The organism is Streptomyces coacervatus (genome assembly GCF_029223485.1).
Classification (GTDB): domain Bacteria; phylum Actinomycetota; class Actinomycetes; order Streptomycetales; family Streptomycetaceae; genus Streptomyces; species Streptomyces coacervatus.
Window position 1 is genome coordinate 160,245 of record NZ_JARHTP010000021.1, and the last position, 20,957, is coordinate 181,201.

The 20,957-nt window shown below is 71.5% G+C and carries 14 protein-coding genes; 3 read left to right on the forward strand and 11 right to left on the reverse strand.

The genetic code is table 11. The features are described from left to right. The first annotated feature begins 290 nt into the window (after window positions 1–290). Complete coding sequence (locus P2Q00_RS40500) at window positions 291–854, forward strand: universal stress protein (protein WP_275779510.1); 564 nt, start codon at window positions 291–293, stop codon at window positions 852–854. 414 nt (window positions 855–1,268) lie between these two features. Here P2Q00_RS40500 and P2Q00_RS40505 read toward each other — a convergent pair whose 3' ends face one another. The 7 genes from P2Q00_RS40505 to P2Q00_RS40535 form a co-directional block, all read right to left on the reverse strand. Then, entirely contained in the window at window positions 1,269–3,821 is a 2,553-nt protein-coding gene (locus P2Q00_RS40505) for a DUF4118 domain-containing protein (protein ID WP_275779512.1), read from the reverse strand. Between the two features lie 2 nt (window positions 3,822–3,823). Continuing rightward, complete coding sequence (locus P2Q00_RS40510; protein ID WP_275779514.1) at window positions 3,824–4,507, reverse strand: response regulator; 684 nt, start codon at window positions 4,505–4,507, stop codon at window positions 3,824–3,826. A gap of 85 nt (window positions 4,508–4,592) precedes the next feature. Continuing rightward, entirely contained in the window at window positions 4,593–5,261 is a 669-nt protein-coding gene (locus tag P2Q00_RS40515) for a potassium-transporting ATPase subunit C (protein WP_275779516.1), read from the reverse strand. A 5-nt stretch (window positions 5,262–5,266) separates the two neighbouring features. After that, window positions 5,267–7,399, reverse strand: a complete 2,133-nt coding sequence (gene kdpB, locus P2Q00_RS40520) for a potassium-transporting ATPase subunit KdpB (protein WP_275779518.1) — start codon at window positions 7,397–7,399, stop codon at window positions 5,267–5,269. Further along, window positions 7,396–9,060, reverse strand: a complete 1,665-nt coding sequence (gene kdpA / locus P2Q00_RS40525) for a potassium-transporting ATPase subunit KdpA (protein ID WP_275779520.1) — start codon at window positions 9,058–9,060, stop codon at window positions 7,396–7,398. Before kdpA ends, kdpB begins: the two co-directional genes overlap by 4 nt. A gap of 8 nt (window positions 9,061–9,068) precedes the next feature. Beyond that, entirely contained in the window at window positions 9,069–9,158 is a 90-nt protein-coding gene (gene kdpF, locus P2Q00_RS40530) for a K(+)-transporting ATPase subunit F (RefSeq protein WP_016434100.1), read from the reverse strand. Between the two features lie 264 nt (window positions 9,159–9,422). Then, a complete protein-coding gene (locus P2Q00_RS40535) occupies window positions 9,423–11,264 on the reverse strand; it encodes an APC family permease (RefSeq protein ID WP_275779536.1) in 1,842 nt (613 codons plus the stop codon). Window positions 11,265–11,552: 288 nt separating this feature from the next. Between P2Q00_RS40535 and P2Q00_RS40540 the strand changes: the two genes are divergently transcribed. Continuing rightward, a complete protein-coding gene (locus tag P2Q00_RS40540; protein WP_275779538.1) occupies window positions 11,553–12,125 on the forward strand; it encodes a hypothetical protein in 573 nt (190 codons plus the stop codon). A gap of 105 nt (window positions 12,126–12,230) precedes the next feature. Here the strand turns inward: P2Q00_RS40540 and P2Q00_RS40545 are convergent, their stop codons facing one another. From P2Q00_RS40545 to P2Q00_RS40555, 3 genes are all read right to left on the reverse strand, one after another. Then, window positions 12,231–14,144, reverse strand: a complete 1,914-nt coding sequence (locus tag P2Q00_RS40545; RefSeq protein ID WP_275779540.1) for an NAD-binding protein — start codon at window positions 14,142–14,144, stop codon at window positions 12,231–12,233. A 162-nt stretch (window positions 14,145–14,306) separates the two neighbouring features. Continuing rightward, window positions 14,307–15,134, reverse strand: coding sequence for a DUF4118 domain-containing protein (locus P2Q00_RS40550; protein ID WP_275779541.1), 828 nt, complete (start codon window positions 15,132–15,134; stop codon window positions 14,307–14,309). Continuing rightward, window positions 15,131–17,650 (reverse strand): sensor histidine kinase, encoded by a 2,520-nt coding sequence (locus P2Q00_RS40555; RefSeq protein WP_275779542.1) that lies wholly within the window; start codon window positions 17,648–17,650, stop codon window positions 15,131–15,133. The genes P2Q00_RS40550 and P2Q00_RS40555 overlap by 4 nt, the downstream gene beginning before the upstream one ends. A gap of 182 nt (window positions 17,651–17,832) precedes the next feature. Here P2Q00_RS40555 and P2Q00_RS40560 point away from each other — a divergent pair, with 182 nt between their 5' ends. Then, the gene (locus tag P2Q00_RS40560; RefSeq protein WP_275779591.1) at window positions 17,833–19,407 is read left to right on the forward strand and encodes a Na+/H+ antiporter; all 1,575 of its coding nucleotides are present in this window, start codon (window positions 17,833–17,835) and stop codon (window positions 19,405–19,407) included. 110 nt (window positions 19,408–19,517) lie between these two features. Here P2Q00_RS40560 and P2Q00_RS40565 read toward each other — a convergent pair whose 3' ends face one another. After that, window positions 19,518–20,930 (reverse strand): GlnX family signal transduction membrane protein, encoded by a 1,413-nt coding sequence (locus tag P2Q00_RS40565; RefSeq protein ID WP_275779544.1) that lies wholly within the window; start codon window positions 20,928–20,930, stop codon window positions 19,518–19,520. Window positions 20,931–20,957 lie beyond the last annotated feature (27 nt).

Below are 20,957 nucleotides of genomic sequence, written 5' to 3' on the forward strand. Positions count from 1 at the left end.
GCCTGCCGTCGACGCTATGCCCGTCGACCCGGGGTTCAGGCCCCCTCATGACGCGATGCTGACGGTGAACGGGCCGACGCTGACGGGATGTTGACGCGGCGGACGGCCGGCGCCGGAACCGGCCGTCAGAGGGGCGCCAAAAAGCGGCGGACGGGGTGGCCGCAGGGCAGGGACCAGGCGTGAGATGGAGACGAGGCCCGCAGCCCCTGCCCCTGGACGGGGCGCCTCGCGGGGCCTCTGGACTGCCCGCGGGAGACCGCCCGTGGGCGCTTCCGAAGAACGGTGGAGTCATGTCTGATACCGACGGCCGCGCGGCCGCCCGGGTCGTGGTGGGAGTGAGCGGTTCACTCGGCAGCCTCACCGCGTTGGGCCGTGCCGCCGCCGAGGCCCGGCGCCGGGACGCCTCTCTGTGGCCCGTGCTGGCCTGGGAGCCGCCGGGCGGGGAACTCGCGGCGCGCCGCTCGCCCGCCGCTGCCCTCATGGTCGGGCAGTGGCAGCACCTGGCGCGGGAGCGGCTGCTCACCGCGCTCGGGGACGTGTTCGGCGACGCGGGTCCGGACGTCCCGATGCGCGCGCTCGTCGTCAGGGCCGCCGCCCCGGGCCGGGCCCTGGTCGAGACCGCCGACCGCGAGGCCGACCTGCTGGTCGTCGGCGCGGGCCGGCGCAGCCTCCTGCACCGCACGCTCGCCCCCTCGGTGAGCCGGTACTGCCTGGCCCACGCCACCTGCCCGGTCCTGGCGGTGCCCCCGTCCCCCCTGGAGTCGCAACTCACGGCCGTACACCGCCGCAACGCCTGGCGACTGCGACTGGACGTCCGGGATTTGCTGAAGGAGACGGTGCCGCCGGGGGCGTGAGCGGGCGCGGGGCCCTGGGCGTGTTCAAGGAGGCGGTGCCGCCGGGGCATGCGCGGGCGGCGGGCCCTGACGGGCGGCGCACCGAACCCGGGGCGCGCACCGCCAAGCCCGATTGCCGGTCGCCGATCGCCTATCGCCTACGGCTTCGCCGAAGGCACACGTTCCGGCTGCCCGCCTCGCATGAAGGAGACGGTGCCGCCGGGGGCATGAGCGGGCGCCGGGCCCTGCCGGGCGGCGCACCGAACCCCGGGCGCGCACCGCCGAGCCCGACCGCCGGTCGGCTTCGCCGAAGGCGCACGTTCCGGCTGCCCGCCTCGCATGTACGAGCCGGCACAGACCGCAGGGCCGCGCCTGGTTCGGCCACGGTCAGCAGTCAACCCGAGCCGCACGCCGCCCAGTTGAACCAGCCCCCGCCTACGACACCGCCGAAGCCGACAGATCCGGCCGGTCGGGGTGGTCGCGGCGGCGGCCCGATGCCATCCGCAGGGTCAGCACCATCGTGAGGCCGCCGCCGGGGGTGTCCTCGGCGTCAAGGGTGCCGCCCATGGCCTCGGTGAAGCCGCGGGCCACCGCCAGGCCGAGGCCGACCCCGGCGCCGCGCGGGGCGTCGCCGTAGCGCTGGAAGGGTTCGAAGATGCGGCCCTTGGCCTCGTCGGGGACGCCGGGGCCGCGGTCCACCACCCGGACCTCGACACGCTCGGCGATGGCGCTCGCCGAGACCAGCACCGGTGTGTCCGCGGGGCTGTACTTGACCGCGTTCTCCACGACGTTGGCGACCGCCCGCTCCAACAGGCCCTTGTCGACCTCGACCATCGGCAGGGTCTCGGGGATGTCCAGTTCCACGCTGTCCTCGGGCACTCCGCCCAGCGCCATCGGCACCACCTCGTCGAGGTCGGTCTCGCGGACGATGGGCGTGACCGTGCCGGTCTGCAGGCGGGACATGTCGAGGAGATTGCCCACCAGGTGGTCGAGCCGGTCGGCGCCGTCCTCTATCGCCTCCAGAAGGTCCGCCTGGTCCTGTTCGGACCACTCGACGTCGTCCGAACGCAGTGAGGAGACGGCCGCCTTGATGCCCGCGAGCGGGGTGCGCAGGTCGTGACTGACGGCGGCCAGCAGCGCCGTGCGGATGCGGTTGCCCTCGGCCAGTTCCTTGGCCTGGTCGGCCTCCCGCTGGAGCCGTCGGCGGTCGAGGACGACGGCGGCCTGGGCGGCGAACGCGGCCAGCACCCGCCGGTCGGCGGCCGGCAGCACGCGCCCGGTCAGCGCCAGCGCCATGCGGTCGCCGACGGGCATGTCCGCGTCCGCGTCCTCGGGGCACTGGGCGGGCCCCGGCCCCACGCTGCCCGCGCAGGTCCACGGCGCCACTTCGCTCTCCCGCTCCAGCAGCGCCACGGACTCCATGCCGAAGGTCTCCCGGACCCGCTCCAGCAGGGCCTCCAGACTGGTCTCGCCACGCAGCACATTGCCCGCGAGGTAGGACAGGATCTCCGACTCGGCGCGCAGCCGGGCCGCCTGCTGGGTGCGCCGGGCCGCCAGGTCGACCACGGAGGCCACGGACACCGCCACGCCGACAAAGATCGCTATGGCGACGATGTTCTCGGGGTCGGCAATGGTCAGGGTGTGGACGGGCGGGGTGAAGTACCAGTTGAGCAGCAGCGAACCCACGACCGCCGAGGTCAGCGCCGGGAGCAGCCCGCCGAGCAGCGCCGCCGCGACCGTGAGGGCCAGGAACAGCAGCATGTCGTTGGCGAGGCCGACATCGGGAACGGCGCTGGTCAGCAGCAGGGTGAGCAGGGCGGGACCGAGCGCGCCGACGAGCCAGCCCCAGATGATCCGGGTCCGGCCGAGCCGCGCTCCGCGGTTGACGGGCAGCCCGCGCCCCTTGCCCGCCTCGTCGTGCGTGATCAGGTGGACGTCGAGGTCGGGGCCCGAGTCCCGGGCGACCGTGGCGCCGACGCCGGGTCCGAAGACGTACTGCCAGCTCTTGCGCCGGGAGACGCCGAGCACGATCTGGGTGGCGTTCACCCCGCGGGAGAAGTCCAGCAGGGCGGGCGGGACGTCGTCGCCCACGACTTGGTGGAAGGTGCCGCCCAGATCCTCGACGAGGGTGCGCTGGACGGCGAGTTCCTTCGGGGAGGCGGCCGTCAGGCCGTCGGTGCGGGCGATGTAGACGGCCAGGACCTCGCCGCCGGCGCCCTTCTCCGCCAGGCGTGCGGCCCGGCGGATCAGCGTCCTGCCCTCGGGGCCGCCGGTCAGGCCGACCACGATCCGCTCCCGTGAACCCCAGATCCTGGAGACCTGGTGTTCGCTGCGATATTCGTTGAGATATTCGTCGACGCGGTCGGCCACCCACAGCAGCGCCAACTCCCGCAGCGCGGTGAGGTTTCCGGGCCTGAAGTAGTTGGAGAGGGCCGCGTCGACCTTGTCCGGCTTGTAGATGTTGCCGTGTGCCATACGGCGGCGCAGCGCCTGCGGTGACATGTCGACGAGTTCGATCTGGTCGGCCCGGCGCACCACTTCGTCGGGGACCGTCTCCTGCTGCCGTACGCCGGTGATCGACTCGACGACGTCGCCGAGCGATTCGAGGTGCTGGATGTTCACCGTCGACACGACGTCGATGCCTGCCGCGAGTAGTTCCTCCACGTCCTGCCAGCGCTTGGCGTTGCGCGAGCCGGGGATGTTGGTGTGGGGCAGTTCGTCGACCATGGCCACCTGGGGGCGGCTGGCCAGGACGGCGTCGATGTCCATCTCGGTGAAGGTGGAGCCCCGGTATGCCAGTTCCTTGCGCGGGATCTCCTCCAGACCGTGCAGCATCACCTCGGTGCGCGGCCGCCCGTGGTGCTCCACGAAGGCCACCACGCAGTCGGTGCCCCGCTCCTGACGCCGGTGCGCCTCGGACAGCATTGCGTACGTCTTGCCGACGCCGGGGGCCGCGCCGAGGTAGATCCGGAGCTTGCCGCGTGCCATGTTCACCCTTCGAAGCGGTAACCCATGCCGGGTTCGGTGATGAGGTAGCGGGGGTGCGAGGGGTCCGTCTCCAACTTGCGGCGCAGCTGGGCCATATAGACCCGCAGGTAGTTGCTCTTGTTGCTCTGGGACACCCCCCAGACCTCCTGGAGCAGGTGTTTCTGGGTGATGAGCCGGCCGGGATTGGTGATCAGGATCTCCAGCAGATGCCATTCCGTCGGTGTCAGCCGCACATCGCGGTGTCCGCGCACGACCCGCTTGGCCAGCAGGTCGACGGTGAAGTCGTCGGTCTCCACCCGGGTCGTCTCGGGGACGAGCGGGGTCTCCTCGACACGGCGGACGGCGGCCCGCAGCCGGGCCATCAGCTCGTCCATGCTGAACGGCTTGGTGATGTAGTCGTCGGCGCCCGCGTCGAGGGCTGCAACCTTCTCGTCGGAGGCCTGACGCGCGGACAGCACCAGCACCGGGACCCGGCTCCAGCCGCGCAGGGCCTTGATGACATCGACGCCGTCCATGTCCGGCAGACCGAGGTCGAGCATCACGACATCGGGCTGGCGGGCGGCCGCGAGCCGGAGTGCGGTGGCGCCGTCGGGAGCGGCGTCCACGCCGTACTTGCGGGCCTGCAGGTTGATCACGAGTGCTCGTACGAGCTGGGGGTCGTCCTCCACCACCAACACCCTGGTCATGGCTGTACGCCTTTCTTCACGGCGGCGGGAGCCGACGTGCCGGATGGCTCCGGACGTCGGCTCCCGCTCGGTTCGCGTAACCCCATCAGCCCTTGGCCACAAGGGACTTGAGCGCGATGTTGAGTTCCAGGACGTTCACGCGGGGCTCACCCATGAAGCCGAGGGTGCGACCCTCGGTGTGGTCCTTGACCAGCTTCTCGACCTGGGCGGCCGACAGGCCGTTCTTGGCGGCGACCCGGTGGACCTGGATCTCCGCGTACTGCGGGGAGATGTCCGGGTCCAGGCCGGAGCCGGAGGACGTGACGGCGTCGGCGGGGACCTCGGAGGCCTTGACCGTGTAGCCGGACACCGAGTTGTCCTTGATGACGGCGGACTGGGCGGCCTTCACCCAGGCGATCAGGTCCTTGTTGTCACCGGAACGGTTGGTGGCGCCGGACAGGATCAGCTTGTACTGGGTGTTGACGCTGTTGGTGCCCAGGCCGTTCTGCGGGCGCCCCTGGAACCACTTCAGGTCCGGGTCCGGGGTCTCCTGGCCCTTCTTCAGCGGCAGGTTGTACGCCTGACCGATCAGCGAGGAGCCGACGACCTTGCCGTCCGCCTTGATCTCGGAGCCGTTCGCCTTGTTGTGGAACAGCGCCTGGGCGATGCCGGTGACGACCAGCGGGTAGATGACGCCCGTCACCAGGGTCAGCACGAGGAGGGCGCGCAGGCCCGCCCCGAGCAACCGGGCGGTGTTGGTCACGGAGTTGTTCATGGCGATCAACCGATTCCGGGGATGAGGGAGATGAGCAGGTCGATGACCTTGATGCCGATGAACGGGGCGATCAGCCCGCCGATGCCGTAGATCGTCAGGTTGCGCCGCAGCATCTTGTCGGCGCTCACCGGCCGGTACTGCACGCCCTTCAGGGAGAGCGGCACCAGCGCGATGATGATCAGCGCGTTGAAGATGACCGCGGACAGGATCGCGGAGTCCGGCGAGGACAGGCCCATGATGTTGAGCTTGTCCAGGCCCGGGTACACGGCCGCGAACAGCGCCGGGATGATCGCGAAGTACTTCGCGACGTCGTTGGCGATGGAGAACGTCGTGAGCGCGCCCCGGGTGATGAGGAGTTGCTTGCCGATCTCGACGATCTCGATGAGCTTGGTCGGGTTGGAGTCGAGGTCGACCATGTTGCCGGCCTCCTTGGCGGCCGACGTACCGGTGTTCATCGCCACGCCGACGTCCGCCTGGGCCAGCGCGGGGGCGTCGTTGGTGCCGTCGCCGGTCATCGCGACCAGCTTGCCGCCCGCCTGCTCGCGCTTGATGAGGGCCATCTTGTCCTCGGGAGTGGCCTCCGCGAGGAAGTCGTCGACGCCCGCCTCCTCGGCGATCGCCTTGGCGGTCAGCGGGTTGTCACCCGTGATCATGACGGTCTTGATGCCCATGCGGCGCAGTTCGTCGAACCGCTCGCGCATGCCGTCCTTGACGACGTCCTTGAGGTGGATGACGCCCAGGATGCGAGCGCCCCGGTCGTCCTCGACGGCGACGAGCAGCGGGGTGCCGCCCGCCTCGGAGATGCGGTTGGACAGCGTGTCCGCGTCCTCGGCGACCGTGCCGCCCTGCTCCTGGACCCAGGCGATCACCGAACCGGCCGCACCCTTGCGGATCCTGCGCCCGTCGACGTCCACGCCCGACATACGCGTCTGGGCGGTGAAGGCGATCCACTCGGCGCCGGCGAGCTCTCCCTGGTGGCGCTCCCGCAGCCCGTACTTCTCCTTCGCCAGTACGACGATGGAGCGGCCCTCGGGCGTCTCGTCGGCCAGCGACGACAGCTGGGCGGCGTCGGCGACCTCGGCCTCCGTCGTACCGTTGACCGGCACGAACTCGGATGCCTGGCGGTTGCCGAGGGTGATGGTGCCGGTCTTGTCGAGCAGCAGCGTCGACACGTCACCGGCGGCCTCGACCGCCCTGCCGGACATGGCGAGCACGTTGCGCTGGACCAGGCGGTCCATGCCCGCGATGCCGATCGCGGAGAGCAGCGCGCCGATGGTGGTCGGGATGAGGCAGACCAGCAGCGCGACCAGCACGACCATCGTCAGGTGGGTGCCCGCGTAGGTGGCGAAGGGCGGCAGCGTGGCGACGGCCAGCAGGAAGACGATCGTCAGAGACGCGAGGAGGATGTTCAGCGCGATCTCGTTCGGGGTCTTCTGGCGCGCGGCGCCCTCGACGAGGTTGATCATCCTGTCGATGAAGGTCTCGCCGGGCTTCGTCGTGATCTTGATGACGATGCGGTCGGACAGGACCTTCGTACCGCCGGTGACCGCCGAACGGTCGCCACCGGACTCGCGGATGACCGGCGCCGACTCGCCCGTGATCGCCGACTCGTCGACCGAGGCGACGCCCTCGATGACGTCACCGTCACCGGGGATGATGTCGCCGGCCTCGCAGACGACCAGGTCGCCGATCTTCAGGTCGGTGCCGGGCACCTGCACCTCGGTGTCGCCCGCCAGGCGGCGCGCCACGGTGTCGGTCTTGGCCTTGCGCAGGGTGTCGGCCTGCGCCTTGCCGCGGCCCTCGGCGACGGCCTCCGCCAGGTTGGCGAAGACCACGGTCAGCCACAGCCACAGGCTGATCGCCCAGCCGAACCAGTCGCCCGGGTCCTTGAAGGAGAAGACCGTGGTCAGGACGGAGCCGATCCACACCACGAACATCACGGGCGACTTGACCATCACCCGCGGGTCGAGCTTGCGGAAGGCGTCCGGCAGCGACTTGACCAGCTGCTTCGGATCGAAGAGGCCCGCGCCGACACGGCCCTCGGGGGACTTGTGCCCGGTGGGTACGTCGCTGTGCGGCGCCCGGGTCGGAGTGGCTGTGGACATCGAGTCCTCGTGGTTTTCGGTGCGAGTGGTCATGACGCCAGCCCCTCGGCCAGCGGACCCAGCGCCAGCGCCGGGAAGTACGTCAGACCGGTGATGATCAGGATCGCGCCCACCAGCAGGCCGGTGAACAGCGGCTTCTCGGTCCGCAGGGTGCCCGCGGTCTCCGGGACCGGCTTCTGCTCGGCGAGCGAGCCGGCCAGCGCCAGCACGAACACCATCGGCAGGAAGCGGCCCAGCAGCATGGCCAGGCCCGTGGTGCTGTTGAACCACTGGGTGTCCGCGTTCAGACCGGCGAACGCCGAGCCGTTGTTGTTGGAGGCGGACGTGTAGGCGTACAGGATCTCGGAGAATCCGTGCGCCCCGCTGTTGGTCATCGAGTGGCCCGGGGTCGGCAGGGCCATCGAGAACGCGGTGAAGATCAGCACCAGGGCCGGGGTGATCAGGATGTAGCAGGCCGCCAGCTTGATCTCACGGGAGCCGATCTTCTTGCCCAGGTACTCGGGCGTACGGCCGACCATCAGACCGGCGATGAACACCGCGATGACCGCCATGATCAGCATGCCGTAGAGGCCGGAGCCGGTACCGCCGGGTGCGATCTCGCCCAGCATCATGCCGAGCATGGTGATCCCGCCGCCGAGGCCGGTGAAGGAGGAGTGGAAGGAGTCCACCGCACCGGTCGAGGTGAGCGTGGTCGACACCGCGAAGATCGACGAGGAGCCGACGCCGAAGCGGACCTCCTTGCCCTCCATCGCGCCGTGCGCGAGCTGGAACGCCGGGCCGTGGTGGGCGAACTCGGTCCACATCATCAGGGCGACGAAGCCGACCCAGATGCTCGCCATGGCCGCAAGGATCGCGTAGCCCTGCTTGACCGAACCGACCATGATGCCGAAGGTGCGGGTCAGGGCGAACGGGATGACCAGCAGCAGGAAGATCTCGAAGAGGTTGGTGAACGGGCCGGGGTTCTCGAACGGGTGGGCCGAGTTGGCGTTGAAAATACCGCCGCCGTTGGTGCCCAGCTCCTTGATGGCCTCCGTCGAGGCGACGGCGCCGCCGTTCCACTGCTGGTGGCTGCCCATGAACTGCCCGACCTCGTGGATCCCGGCGAAGTTCTGGATGGCGCCGCACGCCACCAGCACGATCGCGGCGATGAAGGCACCCGGCAGCAGAATGCGCGTCACACCGCGCACCATGTCCGACCAGAAGTTGCCCAGCTCACCGGTGCGCGAGCGCGCGAAGCCCCGTACGAGAGCCACCGCGACGGCGATGCCGACGGCCGCGGAGACGAAGTTCTGCACGGCCAGACCGGCGGTCTGCACGACATGGCCCATGGCCTGCTCGCCGTAGTACGACTGCCAGTTGGTGTTGGTCACGAAGGACGCGGCGGTGTTGAACGCCTGGTCCGCGTCGATGGCCTTGAAGCCCAGCGACATCGGCAGGACGCCCTGGATGCGCTGCAGCAGGTAGAGGAAGAGGACGCCGGCCGCGGAGAAGGCGAGGACGCCGCGCAGGTACGCGGTCCAGCGCATCTCGGTGTCGGGGTTGGCACCGATGCCCTTGTAGATCCACTTCTCGACGCGCCAGTGCTTGTCGGAGGAGTAGACCTTGGCCATGTAGTTGCCGAGGGGGATGTAGACGAGAGCCAACGCGCCTATGAGGGCGAGCAGTTGGAGGACGCCTGCGAGTACGGGACCCATGTCGTGGCTCAGAACCTCTCCGGGAAGATCAGGGCGAGGACGAGATAGCCCAGCAGGGCGACGGCCACGACGAGGCCGACGATGTTCTCGGCGGTCACAGCTTCGTCACCCCCTTGGCGACGAGGGCCACCAACGCGAAACACGCGATCGTGGCTACGACGAAGGCCAGATCGGCCATCGCGAACTCCTAGGAGAGGTTCGTTGGACAGGGACGGTTAGAGGAAACAGCCTTCGTGGCCGGAATCCGGCTCCGTTGACGGCTCCCATACGGCCCGCTGCGCGCCTTTGACGGAACTCTTACGGCTGGACCATCACCGCAGGTCGGAAGCGGCCCCCGGTCCGAACAGGCGTCAGAGCAGGCGTCAGAACAAACGGAAGCGCAGTCGGCAGATCACCGCATCGGTCTCCTTGCGCACGGCGTGTGCGACGACGGCGCCCCGCTGGTTCTGCAGCAGCCGCTGCCACAGCCGCTCGGGCTCCGTCTCCGGGATCAGCACGGTGACCCGGGTGGCCGGCTCGGACACGGACACCTCGCGGACGTAGGCGGCGATGGGGCGGCCCAGGGTGCGGCGCCGGCAGGTCAGCCGGACCAGCGGCACGCCCGGGTCCCACTGCGCCCAGGCGCGCTCCAGGGCGTGCAGCTGGGCCCGGTCCTCGGGGTCGGGGTAGCAGACGGTGACGGCGCGGACCTCGTCGCCGAGGGAGGCGGCGGCCGTCAGGGCCTCCGAGGTGAGGCGGGAGATCGAGGACACCGGCACGATCACGACCGAGCGGTCGCGGTGCGGATGCTCGGGGATGCGGCCGAGCCCCAGCCGCTCACCGATGCGTGCGTAGGCGCGGTGCACGGTCTCGAAGGCCGCGACCAGCAGCGGCAGGGCGATCACGATCAGCCAGGCGCCCTCCTCGAACTTCGACGCCGTGACGACGACCGCCGAGATGCCGGTGAGGACGGCGCCGAACCCGTTGAGCAGCGCCTTGCCCTTCCAGCCCGGGCTGTGCTCATGCCGCCAGTGCCGGACCATGCCGACCTGGGCGACGGTGAACCCGACGAAGACGCCGATCGCGAACAGCGGCACCAGGGTGTTGGTGTCGCCGCCGGAGAAGACCAGCAGCGCGGCGGAGACGGCGGCCAGGGCCAGCACGCCGTGCCGGTGCACCTGGCGGTCGGCCTTCAGGGCGAACACATGCGGTGCGTAGTTGTCCCGGGCCAGCAGCTTCAGCAGCACCGGCAGGCCGCCGAACGAGGTGTTCGCGGACAGCGCCAGCAGGATCATCGTCGCGAACTGGATGACGTAGAAAGCCCAGTTGTGGCCGAGCGAGGCGTCCGCGAGCTGGGCCAGGACGGTGACGCCCTCGACCGGCTGGAGGTGGAAGCGGGAGATCAGCACCGACAGCCCGATCAGCATCACGCCGAGCACCGCGCCGAGGGCGACCTCCGCCCGCTGGGCCCGCTTGGCGCGCGGGACGCGGAAGGAGGGCACGGCGTTGGCGATGGCCTCGACACCGGTCAGGGCGCTGCATCCGGAGGCGAAAGCTTTCAGCAGGAGGAGGGCGCCCACGGTGGTGGCGTTGTCGGCGAGCGCCGAGGCATGACCGGCCGCGGTCGCCGTGCTCACGGGCCCGGAACGGAACAGTCCGACGACGATCAGCACGAAGATCGAGCCGACGAACACGACGGTCGGCACGATGAAGGCCTTGGCGGACTCCACGATGCCGCGCAGATTCACCGCGGTGACGACCGCGAGCACCGCCAGGCACAGCCACAGGCGCTCCCCGTACAGGGCGGGGAAGGCGGAGGTCAGCGCGGCCACGCCGGCCGTGACGGCGACGGCGACGTTCAGCACGTAGTCCAGGACGAGCGAGGCCGCCGCCACCAGGCTCGTGCGCGCGCCCAGGTGCGTCTTCGCCACCGCATAAGACCCGCCGCCGTCGGGAAAGGCGGCGATCACCTGCCGGTACGAGGCGACCAGCACCGCCAGCAGGCCCGCGATGGCCAGGGTCACCGGCAGGGTGAAGCCCAGTCCGTGGGCGCCGGCGGCGGCCAGCACCAGCACGATCGCCTCGGGTCCGTAGGCGACCGACGCCATCGCGTCCAGCGACAGGGCGGCGAGGCCGGTGACGGCGGTGAGGCGGTGGCGCTCGCCGGTATCGGGCGGCTCCTCACCTGCGGGGACGGCGCCCGGTTCGGTGGTCAGGACGGACATGGGTGCGTGCTCCTTAGTACAACCTGCAGGACGACCTGCGTGCGGGACGGACGGCCGTGCGCGGCCGTCGCGTCCGATGCATCAAGGTTGTGTCCCGATGTCCGGGCCGCCGAGCGTCCCTTGCGCGTTCTTCGCGTCGAACCCGGCGTCTTTGACGCGTCCTTGATGCAGGTGTGACTTGGGCAACGGGCGGTCCTCGCTGCGGTGCCGTCAAGAAGGAGCGCGGGGCCGTATGAGTCCCGTCAAGGTCCATTCCTCCTCGTCCGTGCGCTCTCTACCGTCATGTGCATGGGACACCGCGACGACGCGCGCCGACACGGATCCAGGACCCCCGAACCCAGCGCCTACGCACCGGAATCCGGCCCCGTGGTCCACGATCGCCGCTGGGCGGGGGATCTGATCAGCGCGATCCGCTGCGCGGCCGTACTCCTCGGCCTGCTGTTCCTGATCGACTGGGGCGCGGACACCCTGTCGCTGCGGCGCGGTGCGCTGTGGTCCGCGCTCGCCGCACTGCTCTTCCTCCTGCTCTGCCCCGACCGGATCCGCGCCGGCGAGGGCTGGCTGAGCTCACGCAGGCTGCTGGTCACCCGGAGGGTCCGCACCGACCTGCTGGTCTCGGTGCGCTGCCTCGACGGAATCACCCAGCGCCTGGTGCTCCGGGACGCCCTCGGCGAGCGCATCGAACTCGACCCCCGGGTCCTCGTCCACAATCCCGACCTCTGGCACCGGTTGCACGAGGACGCCCGCAAGTCCCTGACCCTGGGCACCCTGCTGTGCGGGACCACCGCGCTGGACCGGGTCTCGGAGCGGGTGGAGCGCGAGACGGCGGAGACGGTGTTCAGGGTCTCCGACCTGGCATGACGGTCCCCTGGGCGGTACCGCGCCCCGTAAGGGGCGCGGGGAACTGCGCGACCAGCCCCCACCGGCCCGCGGATTGGTCACCGCGCTGCCAGCGGAGCGCTCCGTCTACTGCCGCCGGTCCGCCGGATGCGGCTGCACGCCCGTCATCAGAATGTCCAGGCCGCGCCGCGTCGTCACAAGGACCACGCGGTCGCCCGCCCGCAGGACCCGCCCCTGCACCGGACGCCAGTCGAAGCCCGTCCGGCCGGGACGCGGTCCGGGGAGGCCGTCCACGGCCTCCGACACCGGCAGTGGCCCGGTGGCCGTCCCGACGGCCAGCACCCGCCACTCGTTCTCCCGGAACGCCTCGTGCACGGAGCGCCCCTCCAGCTCGGGATGCCCCGCCACATCCACGCAGGTGAACAGCAGCGAGCCCCGCTCCACCGGCATCACGCCCAGCACATGGCGGCCCATCATCGCGGCGGCGAACGACGGCGCAGCCAGCGCGGAAACGCTTCTGCTCCGGGTCAGGGCGTCCGGGTAGGAGGCGCGCAGGGTGCGTTGGACGGTGGCCGCGAAGGCGTCGTCGTACAGCCGCGTCACCACCCGCACGGCGGGGTTCGTCTCCCGGACCGCCATGACGATGTCGAGGTTCTGGCCGTCGTCGCGGGTCAGGACGAGCAGCGAGCCGCTCTGCCGGATGCGGGCCAGTTCGAGCACGCCCGGGGCGGTGGCGTCCTCCAGTATCAGCGGTACGCCGAGTTGGCGGGCGAGGGCGACGCCGCGGGCGTGCGGGTCGCGCTCGATGGCCACCACCTGGTGGTCGGTGGCGCGCAGCCGGGCCAGCACCCGGGTGCCGACCATGCCCAGGCCGACCAGGACGATATGGCCGCTGACGTCGTCCTCGGGCGGATGGTTCGCCGAGGCGGTACGGAACGCCTCGGTGGCACTCATGGTTGCGGCGACGACCATGGGCAGTACGGCCAACCCCACGAAACCGGCAAGGAGTTGGAGCACTCGGCGGGCCACCGACTCCTCGGTGGCCGGGTCGCCCATGGTGAAGATGTCCAGCATCGGCAGATAGAAGTTCTTCCACCACGGGTGCTCGTCCGCGAAGAGCGCGGTGGCGGCCGCGAGCACAAGGACGACTGCCGTCAACGCCCCATAGACGGCCGCGAGTTGATGAGAGAGGAAGACCTTCCACGGCAGGTGGGCGAGCCGTGCCCGCAGCCACCGGCGAGGGTGGAGGCGACGGGCTCGGGCGGCCGTTTCGGACGCGAGGTGGGTGACCTCCTCCAGCATCAGCCGCCCGTGCGTGAACTGCCGGTGATAGGCGGCCCGGGAGTCGGGCAGCAGCTGGGTGCCGTCCTCGCCGGATGTCTCCGCGCTGTCCTGGCTGGCCGGGTCGTCCTGGTGGGCGCCGGACAGCACGGCGAGGGCGGCCAGATCGGTGGCGTGCGACGGCGTGCCGGCGGGGCGTACGACTCCGCGGAAGACCTTGCCCTCCACCTGGAGGGTGTGTCCGTGCCCCAGGGCGGCCGCCGCCACGAGTTCCGGTACGGCGGTGTCGGCGTCGGAGAGCACGGTGGTGGAGGTGTCCTGGGGGAGGTCGTCGCACAGTCCCGCCGCCCGGTCCAGCAGCCGCTCCAGATGGCGGCCGCGCTCGCGGTTGAACATGCGGACGACCAGCCGCACGGAGGGGTTGACGGTCCGGGCGAGCAGCGCCGCGGTCATGTTGAGCTGGTCGTCACGGTAGGTCAGGGCGAGCGCGGCGGCCCGCTCGACGCCCGCCGCCCGCAGGGCTCGCTCGTCGGGACGGGCGGAGAGGTGCAGTTGGACCGGTGAGTCCGGGTCTTCGTGCAGCGCGGCGATCTCCGCACCACGCTCGTCGCTCGCGGACGGCAGCACCACGGTGACGATCTCGCCGCACACGGCGTCCAGTTCGACGGCGAGCCGGTGCGCGAGTGCGTCGTCGCCGCAGATCACCATGTGCTGCGATCGCTGGCCGGGCTCCGGGCAGGCGGGGAGAGTTGTCGTCACAACAGGCTGAACGGCGCGGGTCACCAGGGCTGTTCCGGCCAGGGGCCGCACATGATCCAAGACTTCGTCAAGAACATGCCAACGACACGCGCCACCGGTGCCGCGCCGGCGGACCTCAGCCGCTCTGCCCCGGCTCCCGCCAGCCGTTCTGCCCGGCCCGCGTCAGCCCTTCCGTGCCGGCCCCGCCGTGTCCAGCGCCGCCCCCGTCTGGTCCGCCAGGGTCACGGCGACCAGGCGTGCCTGCAAGGGCGGCACCCGGCCGGGACCCGGCGTCAGCATGAAGCGCCCGAGGTAGTGCCCGTTGCCGTACGCCCGCAGCTCGATCTCTCCCTCGGGCCAGCCGCTCGCGTCGGCGTCCCAGGGCCGGGAGCCGACGGTCAGGCTGCCGTCGGCCTGGAGGCGGGGCGGGCGGCCCAGGAGTGTGCCGTACTCGAAGCGGCAGGCGCGCAGTCCGAGGAGTCCGGCGAGTTCGCGCCGCACGTGATCCACCACGGTGTCCGCGGACTTGGCGGACTGCACCAGGTCGGCCGTGGCATGGATCCGGGCGAGATAGCCCGCGTCCGTCACCGTGACGACCTCCAACCGGCGGGCATGCACGGCGAGTTGGGACACGATCAGGCCGACGGCCAGCAGCAGCACCGCAGTTTCGACATCGGCGGATGCGGTGATGTCGAACGTCTCGTACGGCCGGGTCAGGAAGCTGTGCCCAATTGCGGCTCCGCCGCGGGCGAACCAGGCCGCCGCCGACAGCGAGGCGACCACCCCCGCCGTCCGGCTGCCCAGCGCGGAGACCGCGACGACGGCCACGACGAGGACAAGGGCGGCGTTGGTGCGGGAGAGATCCGTACGGAACGGCACGAGCGCGAGGGCCACCAGGAACGGGGCGACCAGGCCGGCGGCCAGGGCGATCCGGTCGCGCGCCGGCCAAGCTGTCGTTCGGGGGCCGGAAGTGGTGCGGTACAGCTTCCACGGGCCGGTCGCAGTGCTCATGCGACACCTCCTGCGCTCGGGGCACCGCTCGGGTGCTGTCGGTCGGTGAGGGAGACGTGTTCGACGCGTTCGGCCAGCGGCAGCGACACCACCATCGTCAGCCCGCCGCCTGGCGTGTCCTCGGGGGTGAGCGTGCCGTCCATGGCCTCGGTCAGACCGCGGGCCAGGGCGAGCCCCAGGCCGAGGCCGGTGGAGTTGTCGGTGTCGCCGAGGCGCTGGAAGGGCTCGAAGAGACGGTCCCGGCCTGCTTGCGGGAGGCCGGGACCGCGGTCCACGACGCGCAGTTCGGCCCGGCCCGCGAGCGCGCTGGCGGTCACCAGCACCCTGGCCCCGGGCGGAGTGTGGCGGGCCGCGTTGGTGACCAGGTTGGCGATCACCCGCTCCAGCAGCGGCGGGTCGGCCAGCACCGCGGGGATCGCCTCCACGTCCCCGACCTCGACGCCGGAGACATCCACCAGGGCGGCCGGAAGGACCTCCTCCAGGGCGGTGACGCGCAGGTTGAGCTTGAGTACGCCCGCCTCCAGTCGGCTGAGGTCGAGGAGGTTCTCGATCAGACGGTTGAGCCTGGCCATGGACTCGTCGGCGGTGGCGAGGAGTTCGTCGCGGTCCTCGGCGGAGAACTCGACGTCCCGGCTGCGCAGCGAGGTGACCGCGGCCCAGCCCGCGGCGAGCGGGGTGCGCAGATCGTGGCCCACGGCCCGCAGCAGCGCCGTACGCATACGGTCGGCGGCGCGCACCGGTTCTATCTCGGCGGCGGCCTCGGCCAGCCGCGCCCGCTCCACCGCCGAGCCCACGTGCGCGGCGAAGGCGGCCAGGACGCGCCGCTCGGGCGAGGACAGCGTGCGGCCGTGCAGCACCAGGAACGACCCGGGTCCGGCCGGGACGACCGTCGCCCCGTCGGCGTCGGGCGGTTCGTCGACGAGTTCCGCCGATTCCATGCCGAAGGTCTCGCGCGTCCGTTCCAGCAGCGCCGGGATGGTCTGGCCGCCGCGCACGATGCTGCCGGCGAGGGAGGACATGGTCTCGGCCTCGGCGGTGGCCCGGGCCGCCCTGCGCGACTGGCGCAGGGAGCGGTCGACGACGGCGGCGACGGTTGCGGCCACGACGGCGAAGACGCTCAGGGCCACCAGCGCGTTCGGATCGCTGAGCGTGAACCGGCCGATGGGCGGGACGAACCAGTAGTTGAGCAGCACGGACGCCGTGAGGGAGGCGATCACCGCGGAGGCCACGCCGCCGATGCAGGCCACGCCCACCACCGCGAGCAGGAACAGCAGGGCCTCGCTGGTGAGGTCCAGGGTCCCGCGCACCTGGGCCAGGGCGGTGGTGAGCAGGAACGGCGCCACCAGTCCGGCGACGGGCCCCGCGATCCGCCGGGACCTCGACAACGTGCGGCGCCGGGACGGCAGCAGGGTGCCGCGGCCGGCCTGTTCGTGGGTGACCCGGTGGACGTCGATGTCACCGGAGAGCGCGACGACGGTCTCCCCCGTGCCGAGGCCGGTCAGGAACCGCTCCAGGCGTCCGCGCCGGCTGGCGCCGAGCACGAGCTGGGTGGCGTTCTCGGCGCGGGCGAACTCCACCAGCGTGGTGGCGACGTCGTCCCCGACCACGGAGTGGTAGCTGCCGCCGAGGTCCTCGACGAGCCGGCGCTGCCGGGCCAGCGAGGCGTGCGAGACGCCCGCGGCCAGACCGTCGCTGCGGGCGACATGCACGGCCAGCAGCTCGCCGCCGGCCGACCGGTCGGCGATCCGGGCGGCCCGCCGGATCAGCGTGCCGCCCTCCGGCCCGCCGGTGAGCGCGACCACCACCCGCTCGCGTGTCTCCCACACGGTGCCGATGGCGTGCTCGGCCCGGTAGCTGTTGAGGGCTTCGTCGACCCGGTCGGCGACCCACAGCAGGGCCAGCTGGCGCAGCGCGGTCAGATTGCCGGGCCGGAAGTAGTTGGCGAGGGCGGCGTCGATCTTCTCGGGGGCGTAGATGTTGCCGTGCGCCATACGGCGGCGCAGCCCCTCGGGCGGGATGTCGACCAGCTCGATCTGCTGGGCCCGGCGTACGACCTCGTCGGGCAGCGTCTCGTGCTGCGGCACCCCGGTGATCTTCTCTACGACGTCCTTGAGGGACTCCAGGTGCTGGACGTTGACCGCGGTGATCACATCGATTCCGGCGGCCAGCAGCTCCTCGATGTCCTGCCAGCGCTTGGGACTGCGGCCCTCGCCCGGGACGTTGGTGTGGGCGAACTCGTCGACGATCGCGACCGTGGGGCGGCGGGCGAGCACCGCGGCGAGGTCCATCTCCTCGAACCGCCCGCCCCGGTAGACGCACCGGGCCCGGTCCACCGTCTCCAGGCCGTCGAGCATCGCCTCCGTCAGCGGCCGCCTGTGGCACTCGGCGAACGCCACCACCACATCGGCGCCGCGACCGGCCCGGCGGCGCCCCTCGTCGAGCATGCGGTACGTCTTGCCCACCCCCGGGGCGGCCCCGAGGTAGACCTTCAGCCGTCCGCGCCGTACGTCATTCATCACCACACAGCGAAGCGCTCCGCGGGCCCTCGGGCAGGCGTCTTGACGCGTCCCTGGCGCCGCTCACGAGGACGTTGACACTGTCTTGACGGGCCGCGGCCGGGATAGGGTGAAAGCGGTGTGCCGGGAAGTCTGGTCGGCAGGGAGCCGCAGTGGCTCCCCTCGTAGTCCAGGGGGACGGCATGCGCGGCGTCGGAACGGTTCTCGCACTCGTGGTACTGGCCACGGTGGTCGCGACGTTCGCGCGCCGGTGGCGCATTCCCGCCCCCTCGCTCCTGGTCGTCGCCGGTCTCGCGGTGAGTCTGCTGCCCGGCACCCCGGAGATCGAGATCAGCCCCGAGATCATCGGTCTCGTGGTGCTTCCGCCGCTGCTGTACGCCAGTGCCGAGGAACTGTCCTGGCGCGAGCTGCGGATGGTGTGGCGGCCCGTCGGGGTCCTCGCGGTGGGCCTGGTGCTGGCCTCCGCGGCGGCCGTGGGCTTTGTGGCCTCGCTGGTGACGCCGCTGTCGTGGCAGATGGCCCTCGTCCTGGGCGCGGTCCTGGCCAGCACCGACCCGGTGGCGGTCACCGCGCTGGGCAGACGGCTCGCGCTACCGCCCAAGGTGCAGGTCCTGGTGCAGGCCGAGAGCCTGTTCAACGACGCGACCTCGCTGGTCCTCTTCCGGGTCGCGGTAAGTGTCGCGGTGGCCTCGGCGGCGGCCGACTGGGGAGCCGCGGGCGGCGAGTTCCTGCTGCTCGCGGGCGGCGGAACGCTGATCGGGGCGGCGGTCGCAGGCGTGGTCGCGCTGATCCGCCGGCGCACCGAGGACCCGGTCCTGGAGACGGTGATAGCCCTGGTCACGCCGTATGCGTCCTATGTCCTGGCGGAGGCGGCCCACACCTCCGGCGTCACCTCCGTGGTGGTGGCCGGTGTGGTGCTGGGCGGCCGCGGCGACCGGCTCACCAACGCCCGTATCCGCCTCCAGCTGCACGCGGTGTACGGCACGGTGGTCTTCCTGCTGGAGAGCGTGGTGTTCTCCCTGATCGGCCTGGCGCTGCCCGCCCAGGTACGGGCGCTGTCCCACGGCGACCAGGCATGGCCGCTGTACGCGCTGGCGGTGGCGGCCACTCTGATAGCCGTACGACTGCTGTGGCTGGCGCCGCTGTCGGCGGTGGTGCAGCGCAAGGGCGGTATCCAGCGGATGAACTGGCGGGTGCCCGTGGTCCTGACCTGGGCCGGTACCCGGGGCGTGGTGCCACTGGCAGCCGCGTTGTCCATCCCGGTGGCCACGAAGGACGGCACCGCCCTCTCGGAGCGGCCCCTGGTGCTGGTGCTGACCACCTCGGTCGTGGTCGTCACCCTCGTGGTCCAGGGCTTCACCCTCGCCCCCGTGGTCCGCCGCTCCGGCATCGCCCTGGAGCCCGACCACACCGAGCGCGAGGAGGCCGCCGCCCGCTGCAGCCTGGCCGGTGCGGGCATCAAGCGGCTGGAGGAGCTCTCGGAGCTGGAGGCGGTGCCGGACGTGGTCCTGGACCGACTCCGCCGGGGCCTCAACGCCCGCCTCGACGACGCCCGCGACCGGCTCGCCGACAGCAACGGCACCCACGCACCGACCGAGTCCGCAGACCTGGTCTACCGCCACCTGCGCCGCGACCTGATAGCGGTGGAGGCGGCCGAACTGCAACGCCTCTACGACGACCACGCCATCAGCGACACGACCCGCCGCCGCCTGCAGCGGTCCCTGGACCTGGAGGAGGCGCGGCTGGCGGATGCGTAGCGCGACGCGGTGTGCGTCGTCCATCGTCTGCAGCACCGTCGTGGCTGGTCGCGCAGTTCCCCGCGCCCCTTGGGAGGTGCCAGTTGCCGGCGCCTAAACGGCTCTGCGCCTCAGCGGAACTCCGCCAGCCGCGGCCGCAGCCCCAGGGCGGTGAGCGCCATCGCGGCGAGCAGCAGACCGCCCGTCCACGGCAGCAGACCGCTCACGGCCGAGCGGCCGTCCCGCACCGAGGACGCGAAGTGGGCGCGGTTGATGTCGGTCACCTTGTCGAGGGCGGTCATCCATGCCCCGAAGTGCTCGTTGGACATCCCCGGCTCCCAGCTGATGCAGAACGCGACGGCCTCGCGCTCCCGGCCGGACGCGACCAGTGTGCGGATGTGCCGGTCGTCGTTCTGGTAGACGGCGTACGTGTCGACGGTCTTCTCGGCGGCCGCCCGCTCCCCGGGGAAGGTGACGTTGTCCAGCTCCCGCCGGAACTCGCCGGTGAACCGCAGGTCGTGGCGGTCGGCCCGGTACGCCTGCCAGGTGGTGGCGAGTCGGGAGTCGTAAGACGTCAGGGTCGCGCCCTCGATCCCGTACAGCTGCTGGGACTTGGCGAGGTACGACCGCGCGTACTGCTCGCGGCGCTGGGGGTCCAGGAGGAAGCGGCTCTCGTCGGCGTTGGCGTCGTAGGCGATGGCGCGGGCGCGGGAGAGGGCGACGACGGAGTCGAAGGCGTCGCGGCGGGCTCCGCGGAGATGACCTGCCGTGGCGGAAAGCAGCTGCGAGCCGAGGATCACCGCGAGCAGCGTGCAGACGGTGGCGGCGAGCACGCCGGGGTTGAGGATCCGCCGGAACGTGCGCGCCAGGTACCACTGCAGGAGGCCGAGCACGGCGAGCAGCAGCAGCCCGAGCGCGAGGACGGCGGCGAGCCGGCCGGAGAGCGCGGAACGGGCGGCGCTGTACTCGGCGTTGAACGCCGAGTCGTTGGAATCCACCAACTTCCTTGAATCCGGCAGGAGTTGACTCTTCAGCAGATCCGTCGCCCGGCGGTAGTCGGCGAGCGCGGCCGCCTTGCCGCCGGCCCGGCCGTCGTTCTCCAGAGCGCGGCCGATGAGTTCCTGGTACTCGGCGAAGTTGTCGGTGAGGGACTCCACCGTCTTCTCGTCGGTGCGGTCCCCCTGGGCGGCGACGGAGAGGGTGCGCAGGTCGTGCCCGATCGCGCGGCGTGCGTCGCCGTAGAAACCGGCCGCCTTCTCGTACGGGGTCTGCAGGCGTCCCTTGCCCGCGTTTCCGCTGGACAGCAGGGTGTTGGCGGCCTGGGCGTCCATGTTGTTGAGGGCGAGGTCGAGGTCGGCGGCGCTGGTGGTGCGGGGTGCGTCGCGTCCGGCCACGCTGTCCCAGGTGCCGGTGGCGGCGAGACCGGCGGCGAGCAGCAGCGCGGCCAGCGCGGTGGCGAGCAGGACCGTGGCCGCGCGCAGGAGACGCAGTCGCGCGGGCACGGTGGCCCAGTAGCGACGGCGCAGAGCGGCCCGCGCGGCCACGGCCCGTTTCCGAAGGTCCTGCCCCGG